This window comes from Leptospira perolatii, assembly GCF_002811875.1.
In the GTDB taxonomy this organism is placed as follows: domain Bacteria; phylum Spirochaetota; class Leptospiria; order Leptospirales; family Leptospiraceae; genus Leptospira_B; species Leptospira_B perolatii.
The window spans coordinates 207,142-229,810 of the sequence record NZ_NPDZ01000006.1 but is presented as its reverse complement, the minus strand read 5'-3'; the positions used below and the strand labels follow the sequence as shown (position 1 = coordinate 229,810).

Genomic DNA, 22,669 nt, shown 5'->3' with positions numbered 1-22,669 from the left:
ACTGGGTATTTCTCTTAACTGATTGCCGTTTATCTAATGCACGCCAGGCGCGCAAGGGAGTTATTCAAATATTTTATTAACTTCGGTTAACAACGGATTTGTGGGAGCTCCTACTGGAATTCCGGGACAAATCGCGCTTGCGTAAAAATCACTTCTGTGAAAAGAGTGGCCGTACTTCCACCGCGCCGGCCCCCGCCCAGGAAGGGTGGGGACTCTCCAAGTACACCCCGAACGCGAATTATAGTACAGTTTCTGATTCGCCGAGTTCGCGATATGCCGTCAGCAAAGCCTGTTAAAAAGTCTGCGGCCTAGTCTGAGTTAGCTGTCGAATGACAAAAAATGGATCTACACCCGATTAAGGTTCTTTATTAAAAAATTGGCAACCACCGTGAAGTGAGTTGCCAATTTTCTATTGTTGTAAGTTCCCCTTAATAACCTTTGGAAATCAGGCTAGTACGCTTTTACTCAGATGAATGCAGTTTTAGCTCCATCTGCTCGTTATGGAACATCAACAAAGGCTCACCAAATCCTATGCAATTCTTAACACTGAGCATGAGCTTGTTACTCGACTCAGTGAATTGAACTGCTTACTTTTTTTTACCCGCTACATTTGTTAAAAAATAGGCAGGATCGACATAGTATAGGCCATCCTTCGTTTTTGAATAATAGTCAGAACTAAACGAAGGTTTCTCTTTCGTATAAACACCGAAATGCCCATGTATACCAGTTGAAATACCAGTGGTGCCTGTTTTACCAATTTCATCACCTGCCTTAATTTTTGTATCTTTTTGAAATTTTGGATCAATAGCTTCTAAATGGTGGAATACCATAAAATATTCCTTCCCGGCCTGTTTCGTTAAAACTGTTACAGTGTTTCCTGTAACTGGTCCTTTATAATCAAAATCGTCGTACGTAATTGTTGCTCCATTTGGAACATTGCCGGGTATTATTACTTTACCGCCTTCTTTATAGATTCCCGAGTCATGACCATTTATATTAGCTTTCATACCTCCATCTTTAGGAGGATCCACGATTACACCATCTACTGGAAGATACATTGCGGACGCGGAAGCATTATCCATACCATAGTGGAAAGGACTGATCTTTAAGTCTCGTTTTCCGAAAGGGCTATTCGACATTAAAGTTTGGTTATTACGATCGAAAGGATTTACTACTCCCTCAGGTAATTGATAACGAGCTGTAACTGAACGCTCACCATTCTCATTGTAGATCATGTTTATTACACCATTTGTATTTTGATCAATGATGACTGTTTGGCGTTTGGAAAATAGTTCTACATCATCGCCTTTTCTTTTAGGGTCATAACCGAAAGAAGTGGAAATTACTTTTCCATTACTTTCAATTGACTGAGTCATTCCAGTATTTGTTAACCAAATTTTTTCATTACCATCAATGCAACCCTCGACACACTGAAATTCCATTTCACCCGTCTTTTTGTATTTTTTCCCATTTCTTTCAAAAACTTCACTTTTATTCCACTCGTGAATCGTATAACGCCAGCCGAGATATTTGTCATTTTCTATTTTATAACTATCATTATGCACCCACACTCCGGCTTCTCCAACGAAGTAAGTATGGTGCTCGTCTACTTCAAAATTGTAAACGGTTGCCGGCCTTTTCTCCGCATTGATCGAAGTTATCTCGATCGTATCTCCACTTGCAATAAACGTAATATCTCCTACCTTTAAATCTTTAGCCTGCGACCATTCCGAGTTTTCCATTTCGAATTCCTCCGATCTACTTTCAGGCTTGAGACGTCTGAACGGGTGGTTCCAGGTAGTTTTCAAAACAGTCCCATCGGAAAATTCTAATGTATAAATAAGATCTGCTTGCCTATCAAATGTCTGGATGATTGGTCTATAGGAAACCTGACCTGTTCGATCGCTTTTAGAGAGAACCCAATCTCCCTCTTGAATCTCCTCGATCGCTTTCAGTCCGTCTTTCGTATGCACCAAGGTTCCTGCCACAAAGCAAGTTCTCTGATGGAAAACACCTTTTTCATCCACAAACCCTGAACCGAAAGCTACACTGGAACCCATAAAAGAAGATGCCAGGTCTCCAATGAATCCCCCTACTTTCCGGTACCAGAAATCCCTGGAAGCACCAGTATCAATAGCAGCATCGTTTCCGGATGGGTGAGTTAGTTCTCCTTTTTCATCCAATTCTTTGATTTTAGCCTGAAACTTGTCTGGGTCATTTGCATACTCGGCAAGCTTTGGATTCAGAACTATCATAGATTTCTTATATTCTTCGAAAGAGTCAGCAATGATTCTTGCCTTTGCTTCCTTGATCTCGGCATCGTTCAAGCCTTGTAGCTCTTCTAAGTTGTTTATAAATAAGTCTTCCGAACCGGCTCGTACATTCTGCTTTTGGTTAAAGCCTAACTTTCCACCTTTTCCAATACTGAGATTGGAATCAGTTCCTTCAATTGACGTAGATAGCCCCGCTGAGAATCCGTCTTTCGAACTATAATTCAGAGAGCCTTTTACACCGCCGATCTGTCCGCTAAAAGAGGCGCTTGCTCCGCCCTTTCTGGTCACTGATAGATTCAGTTCACCAAAACCTGTATCCTGGGAAAACTTGGCACCGAAGCCGTCTTTATCGCTGTAGGTGACTCGAAGATTGTCGGAACCATAAGAAGCTTGGGCTCCTTTCTCTTTATTCCATCCGATCTCTGCGCTTGTAATTCCACCTAGAGGTCCGTCTCCCAGTGTTTTTCCTGCATACACTCCCAAGCCGTCCTTGCTCGTATAATTAATGCCAGCTTTTCCTATACCGTCTTTAGCCATTCCGATTTTTGCAGTCACTTCGCCCTTGCTTCCTACAACAAGAGACCCTTGGAATCCGTTTGCCTTGTTTCCATTTTTATAATCTATGGATCCAGAAAATCCCTGGCCTTCCATATAATTCAAGCTAAACCCAGCCCCGCTAGCCGTACTGAGAGCAACGTTTGCGCCGAATCCTCCGGCTTCTGTGTAGCTCACTCCTGCGCTGAAATTCCCTACCTTAATTCCTGCGTTCGCACCAAAACCATCTTTATCCGAATAGTTGAGTCCAACTGACCCGATTTCGCCTACGCTGAGTCCGACTCCAGCGCTAAAACCATCCTTATACGAATAACTCATCGTCACACCCGTATAAGTTGCGTAAGCTGATACTGCTCCAGCTGCTGCTCCAAGGATACCACCATCATAGGCTCCCTGCACCGCATTGTAGGCGGCCAGTGCAATCAGTGAAGCTCCTGCCGTAAACGGTGCGGCGACCACGGCCGCGACCGTCGCAACTGTGTTGATTACATCCTTGTTCTCGTGCATGAACTTAGATACTTGCTTGCTGTTTAACGTGCCCAAGGTGGCAACTTCTACAGCACTTCCGACAGCGTTTGCAAAACCATCCCCCTTTAGATCTTCACCTTGTTGTTTTAACTCATCGTACTTTTGTTTAAGTTTGAGAATCGTGTAGAACTGCGCAAAGTGATGGTCTCCAAAGGCACCACCTTCTGTTGGTCCGACTAAATAACCTGAGTTTTTAGCCGCCTCTTCCATTCCACGTTTGCCGCGTTCATCCGCAGCGTTGTACTTCAGTATAGACTCTTGGTCTGTAAAAAGCCTTTGTAGTGCTGCCTGCGCGGATTGCGTGACTCTAGCTGTTGCTTTTGAATCTAATAAGCTAACAGCGATTTCACGATTTGCAGGATTATCCGGATCGTAGACCTTCTTAAAGTCCAAATCCATTTCTTCTTTAGCTAGTTTCACCATGGTCTGCAATTCAAAGGATTGCGGCCCACCTATAGCGGATAGACTGCTGTAGTCGCTCAGATCCCATTCTTTGCCATTGCTGTCCTTTACCTTCGGCAAAGAGGTAGGCGCATTGTATTGAAAAGACATGTAGTTAGGAAGGATTTGAGACTGAGGTTCTCCTGTAGGTCCGACGGTTTGTCTGACCAAAGTGTCCCCCATTGGAATGAATCCATCTTGCATCAATTGTTGAGTAAGTTGTTTTCTTAAGTCTTCGTTTGCGGTCTTAATTGTCTCTGCATAAGTGTTGGGTATCGAGTAAAGGCTATCTAGAGTTTGCAGTACGACCATTTTTTGGGATCTCTGGTCCATCTCCACCCTCATCTGATCAAATTCTTTAACATTAGAATTATCTAATTTATTGGAATGAAGTTGATCTATGAAAAACTGCACATTCTGGTAAGCTCCCTGATTTAGAATTTTCTCATCCAGTTTAGCAGGGGATTCAGAAAGGACAGAGTTCAATATTGAATTCGTGTTTAGATTAATAGCTACACCAATCGGCATGGACGAAGAATAACTATCCACGACACTTTGGATTTGATCATAAGCATCACGAATTATACTTGAATTATCCTGGTTTTTCATTTGTGAGAGGAAGTCTGCCTCCCATCTGGCCTTGTCTCTCAAGGCCTTTTCAATGTTTCGTAAATGTTCTTCCTCCCCAGCCTTTGCACTCTTCTGGAATTCTGTCCTCCAGCTGTCCCAATTTTTGAGAATCACACTGGTCATGTCATTGAATCTTAAGTTACCAGTATCTTGCAGAAACTGTATGTTCTGAACCCACTCTTGCTTTCTATCGTAAAATTCCTTTTCCTTTGATTCCCAGGCCGCTAATTGTGTTTTTCTCTGCTGCTCCTGGTTTAACTCAAAGATTTGGTCTAGTATTTTCCCCTCTCCCATATAGTCAGAAGCAACTGTCCGATACATTTCATATTCTATATTTTGTCCGGAGTTATTGCTAATTTTCTGTATTAAATTTGCGTAAAATTGTTCCCTATCATCCAGAATGTCTCTCTTGTCGGCCTTCTGCCCTCCAGTTCCGACAAACGCTTCCCCAGCAGCATAATATTCATCTCTTTCTACATCATATTGAGAGCGAGCCAGTACTGCCATTGCAGACGCGAATTCGTCTCCCGAAACCATGTATGCTGTCTTGACTCCATCAGAACCGGTTTTTGTAGCCTTTGTAGCAGCCGCTGATGTTCCACCTGGAACATAGCCAGTATTGTTTCTAACGAGTAGTCCGTAGGCGTCGTGAATGAACCGGTCTTGAGCAATCGAATCTCCGTTTTTTCCGGCTATATTATCTAGATTTAGCGGTTCCTTTCCGCCTTTCCACTGTAAGCTGCTCGGTGCCAAGGCGCCGGAACCAGTAATATAATTTACATCTTCTGCTCGAAGGCCAGTGTTTAATCTAAATTGCCCACTGGAGTTTCCGGATCCGAGCATGACTGATCTTAATTGTTCTGCCGAGGAGATATCGGTGTAGTAATTCAATTCCGCCTGAAGATTTTTTAGATTATTTGCCTGTGCTGCGGCGGTAGCTATGGAATTATTTAGTGTATTCTTAACATCCACCCACCTGTCTCTCCTTGCAATCGCCTCGAACCCTATGGCTGGATTTCCCCAGGAAAGCAGTGCGATTACAATGGAAGTGGCAGCCATGGCATCGCGAGTTCTTTGCTCCATCTTGTCGCTATATTCTGCATATGAGTCTGATGTAATTCGGTTCACGGCGTTTTGGATAGCTCGATTGTCATCTTGCCAAATCCAAACTCCGTCGAGCGCGTCCATAGTAGTTTTCATTTGTGATGCTAGCTCACCTCCTCCTCGATGAGCATTCACAAAACTTAATATATCGTGTTCCGGGTATTTGATGGATAAACCTTTTCCATAAGTAGGAGGTGGGCCGCTGGATCCGCGACCGCCATTTATAATATCCCAGGCACCTATCCTACCGTTTACGATTCCCTCAACGATTCCATATTCCTCTCGGAGCAATTTCTCTGAGGATTTATAATCTGATTTATATACATCGATCAGCCCATTTAAGGAGTTTGCATTGATGGAAATTGCAGTTGGTACTAAAAAGGAATTTAATGATCCCTGAAGACTTGCCCTTTGTGCAGCTATTTCCGACTTTAAAGTAGAAATTCGGTCCTTGATGGTTGCTTCGGCCTTGCTGTATCTGAGCGCTCGTTCTGCCCATTCTTCCGTTTGCTGCTTGTTCAATGCAACCTGAGGGTCCGAGCTAAGAGAGGCGAGTGTCGTACGCTTATCCACTCGATTTTGTATTTCTTCGATTTCCTTTATTTTGGCGATTACTTCATTATTCGCGGAATCCAATCGCTCCTTTGCAAGTTCCGTTGGTTTTTTTATCTCGGTAACTGGATCACCTTCACCGGTTTGGTGTTTTGAATAGCTGACCAGAGTCGCAAAATCATATACTGCACTTAAGTTATTCAATGATTGTGTAGAATTTTGTAATGTAGAGTAAGACGCTGTGACTTCTGCCTGCTTACTAGAATAGGAATCTTGGATTCCAGCTACGATATTCTTTTGGTCATTAAAGTTCTTTTGAGCAACTTCAAAATCCTTTAAAGCTTGATTATAGTTATCTTTATAAGTTTGAAGGTCCGTAATTAAAGCGCTTTCTAGAGAGGCTCCCGTTTTTCCTTGGTAAGTCTGGAATATTTGAGTTAGTATTCCGATACTTTTTCCCGCGGTAATAATACTATCTGCAGAAGAATCCATGCTTCCTTTTGCAGATACGATCTCCGCATATGGGTCGTTAAGTGCAGAGCGACCGGGTAAATTATTATCAACGTAGTTTTCAATAATCCCGTACAGGTTGTCCAAGCCCCCCTTAAACGAATAATCCCCTTGGGAATTTTTTGAATAGACCGTGTCCGAAATCTCGTAACCGGAATCCTTAAACTCTTGGAGCGCCTTCCTGATAGAAGGATTTCCTTCTTCTTTAGAAGGATCAAATGACGCGCTATTGTAATTCTCTACGAGACTGAGAAAGTTTCCGAGCCTCTGCTCTGCCTGAAATTCAAGTTCTCTTAGTCTATCCTGTACTTTTTTCTCTTGTGAAGGTTCTAGCTGTCCAGTCGGAGATATGTTTAAATAGCTCAAGTACGATTCTACGATCTGATTCTTTTTGACTACATTGTACGTGAATTCTCGGTTTTTTTCATCTCTGTTAACCTCCACTAAACTTTTCGTAAAATTCAAATCTTCTGAATCTAGTTTTGCCGTTAGAGATTGAAAACCTGACTTGTATTTAAAATTCCGTAAGAACTGGTCGGATTGAAGTCCACTGATTAGATTTTCTGATCCGAAAGGATTGTACAATCCTGCCTTCTGAAGTATCAGTCCTTCTTTTTCCGAATTAGTGATTCCACCCGCAAGTTTGGAACCAACGTAAGAAAAATATTCTTCCTCTGATCCTCCCAAATATCCTGACAAAATCGTTTCCATTCGAACGGCTGAATTTAAAGAACTTACTAAGTTAGATTCGTACTTCTTATTTTTTAGCCAGTTTGTTAATTCTACTAAATCATCTGCTTTTAGATGAATATAGTTTCCACTTTCATAATATGATGAGAGTACATCTCTGGATTTCAATTCTTCCGTTTTTAAGTAATAGGAAGAATTTCTTTCGGAATAATGGTTTAGAAAATCCGAAAGTATTGCAGATTCACCATTTTCAGACCCCACCTTAAGTAGGTATTCATTGAGAACAGTATTTCTATCTATCGGATTCGATTCTAACCGGCTTTCAGAGGATCCTAAAAATGCGAGATAGTTGGAAACAATCGCATATTCCTTGATTTCGGGGGGCAATCCTCCCACGGAAACTAAGTTTCCCTGTGAAATCGTATCCTTAATTTGATCATAAGCATTTGCTAAAGCCTTGGATTTTAGTTCTACTCGGATCTCCGGATCGACTACTGTTAAAATTGCGTCAATACCGGTGCGAATATCCGCATTCTTAATTTTCACTTCATCTGAATATACATTCAAATAATTGCGTACTTCTTCTACTTGAGCATCCGTGAGATTTTTGCCCAAGAAACTGGAGTTCTTTTCTAACTTGGCTCCATTTTGCCCTGGTAATAGATATTTACCTGTTTTGATTTCCTCTACAAAGGAGTCTAGGGAAGTGTTTTCCTGAATTCTGGTTACGAAAGCTTGGGCAAGATTCGATTTGTGTGCTTCCCAGGCATAAGCTTTCAAATTTTCCATCCCTGAGACTATTTCACTGTCCAGAGCAAAACTTTTTCCAGACAGCTTAGTCTTCAGGTCATCGTACTTGAGCAACGAGAACTCTATTTTGTCCATGAGAGTGTAGAGAGGCTGCCCAGATTCTTCTATGTTCTTTAATGTTGTACTAAGTTCTTTGAATATTCCTTGTGCTTCTTTTAGCGATGCTGTATTACTTTTAGCCTCAGTCCACTTAGCCTGAGTCGCTGCTTCCGTACGTTCCTCAATTGGAATTCCTTGAAAGAATTTCAATTGGCCTATTTCATCCGTAAAGGCTCCCGCATTTTCCAAAGCTTCTAATACTGCAGCATTTACCTTCTCTCCTTTGCTCTGCTTTTCCAAAAAGAAGTTGCGCAATTGATTCACGTAGCTGACCAAATTTTCCTGAGAGATTTGATTCTTTTCTCCACCTCCTAGGAAAACCTGAATTCTATCCTCCAATCCGGATCGAAATTCAGAAATTTCTGTGCCTATTTCTTGCTTTGCAATTTGCGCTTTCGATAACGATTCGAATCCAAGTTTCGTAGTATCAAAGATTTTTGCCTGAGTCGAAAGGCCTAAGAATTGATTTTGGAATTCAACTGCTTGGACGGTATTACGAGTAAAAATCGCGTCCGACATGATTAGATTGTCAATCTGCTCTCCTTGAGGCGCAGAATAGTACTGAAAGGAATACACTCCTCTATTGTTAAGATAATCATCTCTGATTCCTTGAGGAAGTATCGGCAGCGAATCATCATTGATCAGAAACTTGTTAGGCAGCCCCAACGAGGATTTCATTTTCGAAAGTACTATTTTTGCATCCTGATAAGCCTGAATCGATTTGGTGGAAATGTCTTCAAAATATACTTTCGTTTCTGAATACTTTTGCTCTAAGTCGGCAAATTTAGTCTGCACATCTTTTAGTTTTGCTAAATATTCAGGAGTGCCGAGCACCAAGCTGCTTAGAGAATTTTGCTGATCTATAAATGCCTGGTTAGCTGCGAGTAGAGATTCTTTTCTCGACTTCCACTCTGAGTGAGCGGATTCAAAGTTTCCGATATAGGATTCTAGTACAGAAAAATCTACTCCAGGGTAGGCTGCCAACGTAAAGTCATTCGGATCTTTTGCATCCTTCAACGCATATAGGTCTTTTATTTCCCCGAAACGAAGCGAGTAAAAGTCCTCCAGGGAACTGGACATCATGCCTCCTAGCGAATCGGAAGCGGAAGGCACTGAGGCCAAGAATTGTTTTAGATTCGTTGCACTATTCAGAATCTGCAATGATCCTTCTTCCCATTCTTCCTTAAGGTTAGAGGCTTCGGAATATACCTTAATAGCGTCCTTCGCGCTAAAGATATTTCCCAATTTATTAAAATCTTCTAAGGACTGCAGAAATTCTGTCTCGGTAATTTTCCCCGCGAGTAATTCATTCAGCAAGTTTTTCCGAAGGGACTCTGCATTTACGTCGTGATCGGTGCTAGTTCCGAGTTGGAATGAATCCTGCAAAAAATCAGAAGCATTCAATCCTGACAGATTACTTACTTTTGTATGAATTTCGTTTAGCAATCCGGTCGCCTTGTTTTCTTGAGTACTAAAATAACGGTCAGTTAGAGCACTAAGCACACCTCCCTGCCTTACCTGATCGGCAAAACCATCTACTCTATTTACTACAGCATCTAATGCTGCTACCTTTGTTGTAGCCTGCTGAAAAAAGAAACTCGCTCCAAAAGAATAATATTCACTTAATTTACGTTTTTCGGATGAACTTTCACTAGTTAGAATCTGATTTCTTTCTACTTCTGTAAACTCATCACCGTCTTCATAAAAAGATCGGATCTCTGCAGCATTGGATTTTTGAGTGTGCAAACTATCTATGAATTGCTCATAGTCGGGAGAAGATAAAGACCTTCCTAAAGAACTGCGATTGGCCCTTACAAAATCTAAGACTAGCTCCATCGCTTGTCTTTCCCGCATAGCCGACTCGCCGATATCTAAAGTCTTGAATCTATCGTCCGAATCTTTCAAAATTTGCAAATAGATAGAATCAATGTTTCTTTTCTCCGCCGGGAGATCTTCTAAATAATCCGTAAGTAGTTCCAGAGCTTTTTCGTTCAGTCTTGCTCCTTCTAAATTTCTGCGGAGCACTGCATTCTTTTGCAGTTCCGCCAAGGATTCAGAACTACCATTCGGGTCTAGCAGGAACTCTAACTCTGACTTTCTGCCTTCATATTCAACCCTAAATCCGTCATACATGGAGATGAGCTCCGAGGAGACTTGCTTTCCTATATCGCTTCTATTTTCTAAGCTAGTCCGAAAAGCTTGGACTGATTGACCGAAATTCGTGAGATTCGTGTTTAGATCGCCAAAAGGTTCTGAAATCCCGGCAAGAATTGGATGCCATTGTTTGAATCCAGAATCGTAAGATAATCGTAAATCTGATATAGATTTTTTCGCGGAAGTTCTTTCGATTCCTGTCAGAGTTGAATCTACCGTTGCGTCACTAATTTGAAAACTATCCAAGAATACTGTATTTAAGTATTCTGTTGTAGTATGAATTTCTTTTATAAAGTCTTGAAACTGTCCGATCGAAATTGCAGATTCTTGCAACTTGGAGGTAAGCGAAAGCATTCTATTAGAATATTCTAATGTTCCTTTTTGGGATTGATTTGAGTTTGCATAATCTATAAACGCAATTCCCGATTTATCGATTTCTTCCAAGCCGGATTGCATACCTGAAATGCTCGAGTCCCAATTAGAGAGTAGATGGTCCAGATACGCAATTCCTTGGTCTAACTTATTGAAATCGATATAAGATGTATCAAAGCTGCCACTTCCATTTAACGAATCCCTAACGGAAACCATCTGATCCAAATACTTTTCCAAATCGGATTTTCTTGCGTCCATCTCGTCGAGTGGAAAAGAACTTGCAGTGGATTTAAGCGCGGAAAATTGGGATGCGAAGCTATTCGTTGAGTCTAATACTGGTTTATCCAGATCTACTAAATTCTTTTGTAATTTTGTTAGGTTGGAGCGAATTTGCACAGACAGATCATTTCCATAAAGAGTAACAAGGTTATTGCCGGACAATAGAGAATCGATTTTTTCGGATAATCCTGCTCCACCGTTTAAGATAGATTCAAGGAGTACTTTATTTTCCTTTAATTTTTCAAATTCTAATATTTTCTTTAGAGTTTCGTTATAAAAGGACTGGGTTCTGAGTGCGTTTTCCCTTTCGTAGGATAATTTGTAGACCTCGGATTCTTGCTGTCTTAAAACTTCTCTTTTCTTATCTAATTCTTCACTCGCCTGAAAAATTTCATATCTTAGTCCGCTATCAGACTTGTTAGATCCTGGATCCGTCCGCAACTCCCCTACTTTACCCAAAAGCTGAGGGTTATTGACTAAAACCTGCATTTTTGTGACGGATTCATAAGCAGCCCTTCTTTCCTCCATGAGAGCCTTGCTTTCTTCTAATTTCTTTCTTCTTTCTTCTAATACCTTATTCGCGTTCTCTAACTGGGATAATATACTTGTGCCAGAAGTGGAGACAGCATTGCTAGTGGTGCTTGATTCCGGAGCCAATCCTGGTGAGGAAGATCCTACATCCCCTCCTCCATTTAGCTCAGCCAGTAATTTTAGATAAGCCGTTTCCTGGGTTTTGAATGCAGTTCTTGCGTTTTCCAGTTCAACTGCTATGCTTTCTATGGTTTTATTTCCTACATTCTGAACCGCGTAATCATAAACCTGCTGAGCTCTGTCCTTCTTTTGCTGCAACAGCTTCAATTCTTCTTTAGAGATTTTAAGCTCTAATTCGGCAGCCGTGTACACGTAGGGATCTGAACCACCGGCGTTTACCAATAAACCTTCGCCGCTGCCGGTCCCGCGCATATCTTGGTCATGCAGTTGATTTTGTGAATTGCTTACTAAGTTGCGAATTCTAGTCTCCAGGCCCGACCAGTATGTTAACTGATTCTGATATTCCGAAATAATGCTAGATCCGTAACCGCTCCCTGGGGCATTCGCTCGATCTAATGCTTCCTTAAAAAATTGCTTGTTGCTAGCAATGGTGGCCAAAGTATCCGCACCACCTACTACAACATTTTCGATCCCACGGACATGCGCTTGCCACTGCCTATTGTTAGTCGAAATTGTTCTGTCTAGTTCCGCCAACGCCTTTTGTTTGTTCTTCTGCAAATCGGACGATGATTTGTCCCAGGCTTCTAAACCTTTCTGAATTTGAGCCTGAACTGTACTAGTCCAGCTTTCCTTTGCTGCAAGAACCTGATTGTATGCGTCAGTCCAACTTTCCTCTCCCGTCTTCCATTCGCGATTTACAGCATCATCATATTTTAATTTTCCCAGAACCAAATCATCAATTGCCTTTTGCCACTGGGCCTGTCCGTCTTGGAGCGCTTTTAAGAACTTAGATTGATAATCATCTCCTTGCACGGAAGTGACGGGAGGAGCTAGGATCGATCCGTCCGGTGGTAGCATTCCGCCATTACTTTCATCAATTTTTCGCTTTGCTCGGTTGATTAGTAATAATGCCAGCTGGGACGGATCCGTTTCTTGCGCGATTCGATTTTCCAAATCTTCGTTTTCGTTCTGTTTTGCAATAAACTGAGCTCTGTAAGAACTTACTAAGGAAGATTCTTCGTAGGAATATTCGGCTTGATAAAATCTCTTGATTTGCAGTAGAGAGGATTCGAAGGATTTTTTTTCCTCCAAACTAGAGAATGCGATCGAGGAGTTTAACGAAGAGACTTTCTGTTCTAAGCTCGTTTCCCAATCGGAACGAAACGCGCCTAAAGCACTGGATGTTCCACTATCAAAGCGTTGCAGCTTCTCTGTTGCATTTTGACCACTTTGAGCGGCTTGTTCTGAAGCTGTAACCGCTTGCAGAATTGCCTCTTTATCAATTCCAAGAATAAGTTCTTCTAAACTCTTCCCGGAGACTTTTGCCTTCCATTCTCCTTTTTTAGTATCGATTTCTCTTTGCAGATCCGTTTCCCATTCTGCAAAGACTACAGATTTTTCCTTTTCTAATGTAAGTTTTAATTCCTCTTTGTTTCCGTCAGCGTTGAGCAACTCCTTTTCGATTTCTCGCTCTGCCTCCGATTCCCAGTCCGCGCGGAGTAACTGTTTTCCTTGGTCAACTGTCTGATTCCAATCAGATTCTGTATTGGAGGAGTCCGCCTTTTTATATTGTCTTTCTAATTTTCCGTCAGATCCATTTTTCCAGATATCACGAAAGAGATTCGGGTCCGCTGCAAGTGGCGATGCCACGATGTCAAACACCATAATAGCGACTAACGCAGTCCTCATGGTTGTATGAATGAAAAACCGAATCGCTTTAAAGGACTTCCTTCTTCTGCGACGCGCCTGGGGGCTTTGGGTTGGTGCCAAAATAGGAATTGTATGAAAGGAGGAAAAGAAGTTCGAAAAAATTGTTAAGGAAGGAAGTTTCATATTGTTTAGCCTCTTAAGTCCGGATCGCTATGAGTTAAGCGAGAATAATAACGTGTTAGTTTTCGATTGGGAGTAATCTCGTTTTGGTGCGAGAAGAAGAATGCAATTCGATCAGTAGACTTTCTGTTGGGTGTAAAACCTACGGTACTAAATAAACCTTTACTCTTAACAGAAACTTCTGTCAGAGTTGGAGAATACCCGGCGAATAGAATTAAAGAGAAAGATAGAGGATCGGAATGCTTCGCATGACCTAGTTCCAAAGGATTTACTTCGAAACCGTAATAGAATCTGAGGTTAGACGATACAATATCCAATCTAATTGCTAAGACTATCGGATCTTCCCAGTCTAGTTCCCAAGAATAAGACTCGGTCCGGTAGACAGCGTCCGCAATGATATCGTTTTGAATTAAATTCCCATTTTTCTTATTTTGATCGAGTTCCAGAACGGGAAAGTATTCAAGAAAAGTCCCAGATTCAAGATTATCCTCAAACTGCTCCCAGGTTGATGTTACTACGGATAGGTCGTTTGTAATTGAATTACGACTAGTATCAGTTTTGAAAGTTTCAAAAAAAGTACAACTTAGATTAACTAAAACAAAACCCGCGAGAATCGAAACAGTTGCGTTCGATACGAGACCAAACAGCAAGGATCTCGCTGTAAAATTGAAGATAGCAGACGCTTTTTTTTCGGATCGACCTTTCACAGAGATATCTCGCAGCTCGCTATGAGCAAAACTGTAAAGAACCTACCATGAATTCAAAGTACAGTCGTCCAAACGGACAACATTGGACGTCGAAGGATTCAATTCTGAATGGTTCGTAAAAAATTATCGATTCGTTTGAAAAACCAAGCAGTCTGCCGAAAGCGATTAGACCGATTGGCTAGGGATTTATCGTACTCGGCTTAACGATAAGATAAAATCTCTCCGCGAGCTTCCACCTCCTCTCTGTGCATTCTCCAGAGGCTTATTCCAGAATAAACCAAGACAAATAAAACCCAGGCTGGAACGGTTTCGAAATAGGGCGAAAAGTTGGGGAGCTCCTACAGAATCCCGGGACAAATCGCGCTTGCGCAAAAATCAGTTCTGTGAAAAGAGTGGCCGTACTTCCACCGCACCGGCCCCCGCCCAGGAAGGGCGGGGACTCTCCGAGTACACCCAAAAACCCGAAACGCGAGCTATACTACAATTTTAGATTCACCCATCTCGCGATAGGCAGTAGGAGTAATCCCAGTCACTTTTCGAAACACTAAGTTAAAAGCGGACTTAGAGTTGAACCCAACAGCAAAGGCAATCGATAAAATGGAACGATCTGGCTCCGAAAGGAGGAGTACCTTAGCTTCTTCGATTCTAAATTTATTTATGTACGACTTAAAATCAGTTCCGATCACTCGATTCAAAAGTTCGGAAAGCTGGTGGCGCTGCAAGTCCATAAGATCGGCAAGTCTGTTAAGCGAAAGGTCTTCGTCAGCAAAGCAGCGGTCTTGAGTCATCAGACTTTCTAGCCTCAATAAAATCTGAGGAATGTCCAAATTGTTTAAGCGGGACTCTTCTCGATCTGGACGAGCAGGCAGTTTCAACCAAACTTGCCACTTGCTATCTCGTTGCATTAGTAGGTAAAAAGTAATTAGGTGAATTTCTAAAAGGATACCGCCGATGTGTTGGATCCAAAGCTTACCGAACCAAAGACCGAAAGATAGTAGTACTACTGTAGGAATTCCGGTAAGCAAAAGGATGAATTGTCTCCGATTATCGAGACCGCCTTGGTACAACCGGCGCAAACTAAAAAAGTAGTAAGCACAAACGGACAAAATGCCGGCTCTAACAATATGGAAATGGATTCCAAAATCGGCATTTTCCCAATTCCAATTCAGCATAATCCGAATCTTCTCCTCAGTAGAGAGCAAATAGATCGGCATAAACGCAGCAATGCAAAGTACTGCCGGAATTAAATGCAGGAAGTCCTTTTTCGATAAGTCCGGCCCTGTACTTATAACTCTAGAATAAAGGTAAAAGGCAGGTCCAAGAAGAAAGAGAGAAGGGGCGTTTACCCAAAGCAAATGAGGTAAATACAGTATAAGTCCGGAATCCGCCAACCCCAGAAACAAATCTTGAACTCCCACCAATAGTAAAACGAAAGAGAACAAAACTTTTGAGGCAGACCTCCCTGGTACAAACAGTATTGAAATTGCCCACAGCCAAAAAGACAGTGAAAGGGAGAGATGTAAAAAGTTTAAGAAATACATTGCTTGGTACTCTTTTAGGGTCGTATCTGCTAGTATCAGATGTCAAGAGCATTCAGCCATACTTCCGATCGAAAATCAGTTGGTTCCTAAAACAAAAAAAGCCCCGAGAAAACTCCCGGGGCTTGTGATCATCCACTCTAGTGTGGGTTTTTCTTTTTTATTTATTTCTTCTTCTTCGGTTTAGCCTTGGTCGTGCCAGGCTTCTTTGCAGGACCCTTTGTAGTTTTTGGTGCTGCCTTCTTCGGCTTTTTCTCGACCTTTGCTTTTGCAGGCTTAGCTTTCGCTTCTTTTTTAGGAGCAGCTTCTTTCTTAGCTGCTGCTTCCTTTCCGCCGGCTTTTTTCTGTTTTTTTGCGTCGATCCACTCTTCTCTCTTATCTCTGATCTCTTTGATAAGAGTAGGTCTATCTTTGCGTTGAGTTAACTCAAGAATTCCTACTTCTGAATTATCGGAAGGACGGTTTACCAGTTTCAAAATCCGAGTATAACCACCGTTAATTTGAGAATAACGTGCAGCGATATCTTCAAAAAGTTTGGTAACGATATTACGATCTTTTACCCTTTTCATGACCTCACGTTTGTTGTGAAGTTTCACTTCAGGTGCGATATCTCCCAAATTTCTCTTTGCACGAGTAATGATTTTTTCTGCATGAGAACGAACTACCTTCAGCTTTGCTTGGGTAGATTCAATTCTCTCATATTTAAAGAGGCTAGTGATCATATTATTGATCAACGCGTCTCTGTGACCTTTCTCGCGATTGAGATGTTTTACTTTATTTCTTTTGTTCATCTTAGAAATCCCTCATTCCAAAGGACAGGCCAAGACCCGCAAGTTTGGATTTGAGTTCAGCAAGACCTTGCTCGCTGTAGTGTTTTGATTTGGACATTTCTTCTTCTGTCCGTTTTACCAAGTCGCCTACGAAGTCGATTTCCAAACTGCGGAGAACGTTGAGTGAGCGAACTGATAATTCCAGTTCTTCCACGTGTTTTCCGAGAGCAGCCTTCAGCTTTTCGTCCGCTTCGTCTAACTCGTCCTCTTCTTCTTCCATTTCTTCTTCGAAATTGATGAATACAGTGAGGTGTTCCTTCAGAATTTTAGCAGCCTGAGCCACTGCATCTTCCGGAGAAATAGAACCGTCGGTCCAAACTTCGAGAGTGAGTTTCTCGTAATCCGAACGCTGAGCAACCCGAGTTTCAGAAACTTCGAAGATCACTTTTTGCACCGGTGAAAAGACTGAATCGATCGGGATAGTTCCCAATACTTCGATATCTTTTTTCTTTTCTTCTGCAGGAACGTATCCTCTTCCCCTCTGGATTTCCAAATCTAAGATTAGATTTGCATCCTCGTTCAGAGTCGCGATATGCAGATCCGGATTCATGATTTCAATAGAAGAATCTACCGCCAAATCTCCAGCGCGGAAATATCCTGCGCCTTTGAGTTCCAGGTGGATGACTTTGCTTTGATCCTTATCTTCCGGTTCGTATTTAATACGTACTTGCTTTAGGTTGAGAATGATACGAGTCACATCCTCAGCCACTCCCTCGATATAGGAGAATTCGTGGTTTACACCTTCGATACGGATGGCGGAAATTCCGGCACCTTCGATCGAAGACATAAGAGTTCTACGTAGAGAATTTCCAATCGTGGTTCCGAATCCACGCTCGAACGGCTCCGCAACGAACTTTCCATAATTCGGAGTGTTCGTTTCAGTAGTGAATTCGATTTTCTTGGGACGTTTGAATCCTTTGAGTAAACTTTTAAGAGACAATTTGAAACCCTTCTTGCGTAAATTTTACTTGGAGTAGAGCTCCACGATCACTTGTTCCTTGACCGGGATATCCACGTGGTGACGTTCCGGAAGTGAAAGAACTTCTCCGGAAAATTTCGTGTAATCAGCAGAAACCCAAGATGGAACAGTCTGCATAGATTGCGCCATTTGGATGTTTTGCGTGATAAACCCAGAAGAATGGAACTTAGGACGGATCTCTATCTTATCGCCGATACTCAAACGGTAAGATGGAATATCCACCCTCTCCCCGTTGACTAGAATATGACGGTGAGCGATAAAGTTCCTAGCTTGGCGTCTGGTCACTGCAAAGCCCAAGCGATAGACCACATTGTCCAATCTTCTTTCCAGAAGTTGGAGTAGAATCTCGCCGGTAACTCCGTGCAGGTGAGTCGCTTCTTCATAATAACGTCTGAACTGTTTTTCAAGAACTCCGTAGGCTCTTTTCAGCTTTTGCTTCTCGCGTAGCTGAGCTCCATACTCGGAAACTTTCGCTTTCCTTTTTGGAGGCATGCCCGGAGGCCCTTTTTTATGGAACTTATCTTTATTAAAAGAATAGCTGGATTTGAGGTAAAGGTTGATACCTTCCCTCCTCATGAGTTTTACAACTGGTCCTCTGTATCTTGCCATTGCGCTTACACCCTTCTTCTTTTGCGAGGACGACAACCGTTATGAGGCAGAGGAGTTACGTCCTTGATCATCTTAATTGAAAGACCGCGAGCAACAAGAGAACGAATTGCTGATTCACGACCAATCCCAGGTCCTGCTACCAGAACATCCACCTCGGTTAATCCTGCCGCATCGATTGCCTTTTCAGCCGCATTTCCCGCAGCAATCTGAGCTGCATAAGGAGTAGATTTTTTGGATCCGCGAAAACCCATAGCTCCGGCGGTAGACCATGCCAAAGTGTTTCCGGCTAGGTCGGTAATCGTCACAATCGTGTTATTGAAGGAAGCGGTGATATATACTTTACCGCGAGGAACAACCTTCTTTTCCTTCTTCTTAACTTTCTTATCTTTTGGTTTTTTCTTTTCCTCAGCCATGATTACTTAGTCACCTTTTTCTTATTGGCCACGGTCTTTTTCACACCTTTACGAGTACGCGCATTTGTGCGAGTTCTCTGGCCGCGAACCGGCAGACCTCTTCTGTGACGAAGTCCACGATAACATCCGATATCCATTAACCTTTTTATGTTCAGCTGGTTTTCGGAGCGAAGATCACCTTCGACCTTGATGCTTTCTTCGATCACTTTTCTGATCGCAGCTTCTTGAGAGTCCGAAAGATCTTTTACTCTGACGGACTGGTCAACACCAGCTTTGGCCAATACTTTCCGAGAAGTAGATGGACCGATCCCAAAAATATAGGTCAGCCCTACTACGATTCTTTTATCCCTTGGTAAATCTATCCCTGCGATACGAGCCATTGTTATGCTTGCCTTTGCTTATGTTTCGGGTTAGTGCAGATTACTCTGATCACTCCCTTTCTACGGATAATCTTGCAGCTTGTGCAGATTTTTTTTACGGATGTTCTTACTTTCATAATTCAGTCCTACTACTTCTTACGGTATGTAATTCTACCTTTTGTTAAATCATAAGGGGAAAGTTCCACAGTGACCTTATCCCCAGGTAGAATTCTAATATAGTGCATTCTCATCTTTCCGGAAATATGAGCGAGCACCTTGTGCCCGTTCTCAAGCTCAACGCGGAACATAGCGTTCGGCAACGGCTCTAAAACCGTACCATCCACGGTGATTGCTTCTTCCTTAGCCAAAGTTAGCTAGCTCCTTCTCAATGAGTTTCGTGACTTGCTCCAAGTTCCCTACTCCGTTCACCCGAGAGAGCTTTCCCTTTGCTGAATAATAATCCAGAAGAGGGAGGGTTTTCTTATTATAGGTTTCTAAGCGGCTCTTGATCGTAGCTTCGTTATCATCGGAACGACCTTCGATTTCTGCCCTTTTCAATAACCTTTGTAGCAATTCATTGTCCGGTACTTCTAAGTTAATCGCTTTCTTAATCTCTTTTCCAGTAGATTTCAAAAGGTCATCCAAAGCTTCCGCTTGCTGTACTGTTCTAGGGAATCCATCCAGCAAGAAGCCGCTTTTGCAATCCGGCTCAGCAATTCTGTCCTTAATAATTCCAATTACCACGGAATCCGGTACTAAATCACCGGCATCCATATATCTCTTAGCTTCTAGGCCCATCTGAGTGCCATTTTTTACCGCTTCGCGTAGGATATCCCCTGTGGAAACTTGAGGAATCTGAAGAGAATCGCAAAGAATCTTAGCTTGGGTGCCTTTTCCAGCCCCCGGGGGTCCCATGAAAATAATCGTTTTCATAAGATTAAGCCCTACCCTTAATCTTTGATTTTTTCAAGAAACCGTCATAGTTTCTCATTAACAATTGAGATTCTAGTTGTTTCAGAGTTTCTAATGCAACCCCTACCATGATCAAGAGAGAGGTTCCACCAAAAGTATAAACTAAAGAACCGCCACCTGAATTGGTTCCCAGATCCAGAAAACGAATAATTACATACGGAGCCAATGCAAGTCCCGCTAAGAAAATGGCCCCAGGCAAAGTAATTCTGTTTAATACTTTCTCGATATATTCTTTGGTATGAGAACCAGGGCGAATTCCCGGCACAAATCCATTATACTTTCTTAAATTCTCAGCCAGCTCGGCTGGGTTGAACTGAATCGCAGTATAGAAATATGCAAAGAATACGATCAACCCGACATAGATGAAGAAGTAGACACTAGCGTGATACCAAATTTGGGAGAAAGGATTGAGATAATCCAAAAGAACTGCCCAACCTGCCCACTCAGGAATCTCAACGATTTGACTAATAATCGTTTGAGGAAAAAGTAATAAAGAAGAAGCGAATATGATCGGCATTACGCTCGCACCATTCACTTTGAACGGAATGCTCTGGCTCTTTGCCTGAACCATTCTGCGACCTACCATTTGCTTTCCATATTGCAAAGGTACTTTTCTCACTCCTTGGGTCAAAAGAACAGTAAGAGAGATAAGCAGAATGAAGAGTAATAAAAGTATGATAATGTTCAAACCGTCTACGAAACTTTCGGTAAACAGTTGATATACGGAACTAGGTAGACGACCCACGATTCCGGCAAAAATCAAAAGAGAAATTCCGTTTCCAATTCCTCTCTCGGTGATTTGCTCACCTAACCAAATCAGCAACACTGTTCCAGTTGTGATAGAAAGCATTGCGATTAAAAAGAACCAGGACTCTACCGAAGAATGAATTAATCCTGGGTGAAGCGCAGCTTTTTGGTCCGCACCATAAGACCATTGTTGAGCAAGACGAATCACCGCTAACGATTGGATGCCACAAAGAATAATCGTTCCATACTTTGTGTATTGTCCGATTTTCTTACGGCCTTCTTCTCCTTCTTTTTGCAACTTCTGCAAGGAAGGCACGAGCACCATTACCAACTGCATGATAATGGAAGAAGAAATATAAGGCATGATTCCAAGAGCGAAAATAGAGAAGTTGAGAAGTGCTCCTCCTGCGAACATGTCGAACATTCCGACAAGTCCTTCCGATGCATTCGCATCCGCAGCAATTGCAGAAACAACTTTTGGATCGATTCCCGGAATCGTAATGTGAGTACCCAAACGGAACAATAAGAGCATACTGAGGGTAAAGAACACTTTATTCCTCAGTTCCGGGATCTTAAAGATATTTGCAATCGATGTTAGCATAGATGCTCTTTTATAATTCCTTTCCCATTTTTTGAAGGAATTCCTTCCTTCTGGAACACGACGGGACTCTATCTTCTAGAGTCCCACCCTTGCCGAACGGATATTCACCGGTAATGAAGGCAATCTCAACAATTACGCTTCCTTAGAAGCCAATTCTGAGCGAAGCTTTACCGAACCACCGGCCTTTTCTATTTTTTCCCGAGCGGTTTTAGAAACGCGATCGGCTACAATATGAATTGCTTTTTTGATTTCGCCGGTACCGAGAATCTTGAAAGGAGTGCCTTCCTTGTCCAAAATCTTCGATTGAACCATAATTTTGGCATCTATGTTCCCGGTCAAACCGCTTTTCTCAAGGTCTCTCAGGTTCACAGGGAAGAAATCCTTGTGAAAAATTGAAGTAAATCCTCGTTTCGGAAGTCTACGGTGAATCGGCATTTGACCACCTTCGAATCCTCTACGAACCGTATTTCTTGCGTACTGACCTTTGGATCCTCTACCACCGGTTTTTCCGGTTTTCGAACCGATACCACGACCAAGGCGTTTTTTGGCCTTTGTCGATCCCGCCGGAACCGGAATCGTATTTTCAGCGGCTTTGTTCTCTCCGCTTTTGCGAAGCTTTCCAAATGCCTGGGCAGTTTTAATTCTTTCCTTGCTCATCTTAAACTTTCCTGATTAGGCCTTTTCTACCTTCACTAGGTGCTGCACATCGTTGATCATCCCCTGAATTTGAGGGGTTAACTTATGCTTGCGCTGCTGACCAGTTTTGCGAAGTCCAAGCGCTTCCAACGTAAGCTTTTGGCCTTTCTTAACTCCGATGCTGCTCTTTACTTGAGTTACGATTACATTTTCCACTGTAGTTTTCCTCAGTCTTTACCAAAGAGTTTCGCAAGCGAAATTCCGCGTTTGCGAGCTGCAATCACCGGAGTTTCCAACTGTTGGATTGCATCCAAAGTAGCTTTTACAATATTCACTGGATTAGAAGATCCCCAAGACTTAGTTAGTACGTCTTGGATTCCTGCTTTTTCCACTACGGAACGCACGGAACCTCCTGCGATAATTCCAGTTCCAGCAGTAGCAGGCTTCAGAATCACGCGAGCAGATTTAAACTGCCCAGTAACTTCATGCGGAATCGTGTGACCACGAAACTGAATTTTCACCAGGTTTTTCTTTGCAGATTCGATAGATTTGCGAATTGCATCTGGAACCTCGTTTGCTTTTCCGAATCCGATTCCCACTTTTCCTTTTAGATCTCCGACTACAGTCAGTGCGTTAAAGGAGAAACGGCGTCCGCCCTTTACTACCTTTGCAACACGATCGATCTTTACGACCTTTTCGGAAAATTCCTTCGCTTCTTGTTCTTGCTCGTATGCCATAAA

General features: G+C 42.3%; 15 protein-coding genes. All 15 read right to left on the bottom strand.

Annotated features, from left to right (window positions below; translation table 11 throughout):
- Window positions 1–587: 587 nt before the first annotated feature.
- Complete coding sequence (locus CH373_RS11605; RefSeq protein ID WP_100714411.1) at window positions 588–13,541, bottom strand: polymorphic toxin-type HINT domain-containing protein; 12,954 nt, start codon at window positions 13,539–13,541, stop codon at window positions 588–590.
- A 5-nt stretch (window positions 13,542–13,546) separates the two neighbouring features.
- Window positions 13,547–14,245, bottom strand: a complete 699-nt coding sequence (locus CH373_RS11600) for a hypothetical protein (RefSeq protein ID WP_100714412.1) — start codon at window positions 14,243–14,245, stop codon at window positions 13,547–13,549.
- A 473-nt stretch (window positions 14,246–14,718) separates the two neighbouring features.
- Window positions 14,719–15,648 carry a helix-turn-helix domain-containing protein gene (locus CH373_RS11595; protein WP_165778819.1) on the bottom strand — a complete coding sequence of 310 codons (930 nt, stop codon included), beginning with the start codon at window positions 15,646–15,648 and terminating at the stop codon, window positions 14,719–14,721.
- Window positions 15,649–15,947: 299 nt separating this feature from the next.
- On the bottom strand, window positions 15,948–16,574 hold the full coding sequence (gene rplQ, locus CH373_RS11590) for a 50S ribosomal protein L17 (RefSeq protein ID WP_100714414.1): 627 nt from the start codon (window positions 16,572–16,574) through the stop codon (window positions 15,948–15,950).
- 1 nt (window position 16,575) lies between these two features.
- Window positions 16,576–17,553: a DNA-directed RNA polymerase subunit alpha gene (locus CH373_RS11585; protein WP_100714415.1), complete on the bottom strand. Its 978-nt coding sequence runs from the start codon at window positions 17,551–17,553 to the stop codon at window positions 16,576–16,578.
- 24 nt (window positions 17,554–17,577) lie between these two features.
- Entirely contained in the window at window positions 17,578–18,201 is a 624-nt protein-coding gene (gene rpsD / locus CH373_RS11580; RefSeq protein WP_100714416.1) for a 30S ribosomal protein S4, read from the bottom strand.
- Between the two features lie 5 nt (window positions 18,202–18,206).
- Window positions 18,207–18,614 carry a 30S ribosomal protein S11 gene (gene rpsK, locus CH373_RS11575; RefSeq protein WP_100714417.1) on the bottom strand — a complete coding sequence of 136 codons (408 nt, stop codon included), beginning with the start codon at window positions 18,612–18,614 and terminating at the stop codon, window positions 18,207–18,209.
- A 2-nt stretch (window positions 18,615–18,616) separates the two neighbouring features.
- A complete protein-coding gene (rpsM, locus tag CH373_RS11570) occupies window positions 18,617–18,994 on the bottom strand; it encodes a 30S ribosomal protein S13 (protein WP_100714418.1) in 378 nt (125 codons plus the stop codon).
- 2 nt (window positions 18,995–18,996) lie between these two features.
- Entirely contained in the window at window positions 18,997–19,110 is a 114-nt protein-coding gene (gene rpmJ, locus CH373_RS11565; RefSeq protein WP_010414512.1) for a 50S ribosomal protein L36, read from the bottom strand.
- Window positions 19,111–19,122: 12 nt separating this feature from the next.
- Window positions 19,123–19,341, bottom strand: coding sequence for a translation initiation factor IF-1 (gene infA, locus CH373_RS11560; RefSeq protein WP_010414515.1), 219 nt, complete (start codon window positions 19,339–19,341; stop codon window positions 19,123–19,125).
- Entirely contained in the window at window positions 19,334–19,906 is a 573-nt protein-coding gene (locus CH373_RS11555; RefSeq protein ID WP_100714419.1) for an adenylate kinase, read from the bottom strand. Before CH373_RS11555 ends, infA begins: the two co-directional genes overlap by 8 nt.
- A 4-nt stretch (window positions 19,907–19,910) precedes the next feature.
- Window positions 19,911–21,293, bottom strand: a complete 1,383-nt coding sequence (gene secY, locus CH373_RS11550) for a preprotein translocase subunit SecY (RefSeq protein WP_100714420.1) — start codon at window positions 21,291–21,293, stop codon at window positions 19,911–19,913.
- A 132-nt stretch (window positions 21,294–21,425) separates the two neighbouring features.
- Complete coding sequence (gene rplO / locus CH373_RS11545; RefSeq protein WP_100714421.1) at window positions 21,426–21,950, bottom strand: 50S ribosomal protein L15; 525 nt, start codon at window positions 21,948–21,950, stop codon at window positions 21,426–21,428.
- 15 nt (window positions 21,951–21,965) lie between these two features.
- Window positions 21,966–22,145 (bottom strand): 50S ribosomal protein L30, encoded by a 180-nt coding sequence (gene rpmD / locus CH373_RS11540; RefSeq protein ID WP_100714422.1) that lies wholly within the window; start codon window positions 22,143–22,145, stop codon window positions 21,966–21,968.
- An 11-nt stretch (window positions 22,146–22,156) separates the two neighbouring features.
- Window positions 22,157–22,666 (bottom strand): 30S ribosomal protein S5, encoded by a 510-nt coding sequence (gene rpsE / locus CH373_RS11535; RefSeq protein WP_100714423.1) that lies wholly within the window; start codon window positions 22,664–22,666, stop codon window positions 22,157–22,159.
- Window positions 22,667–22,669: the final 3 nt, after the last annotated feature.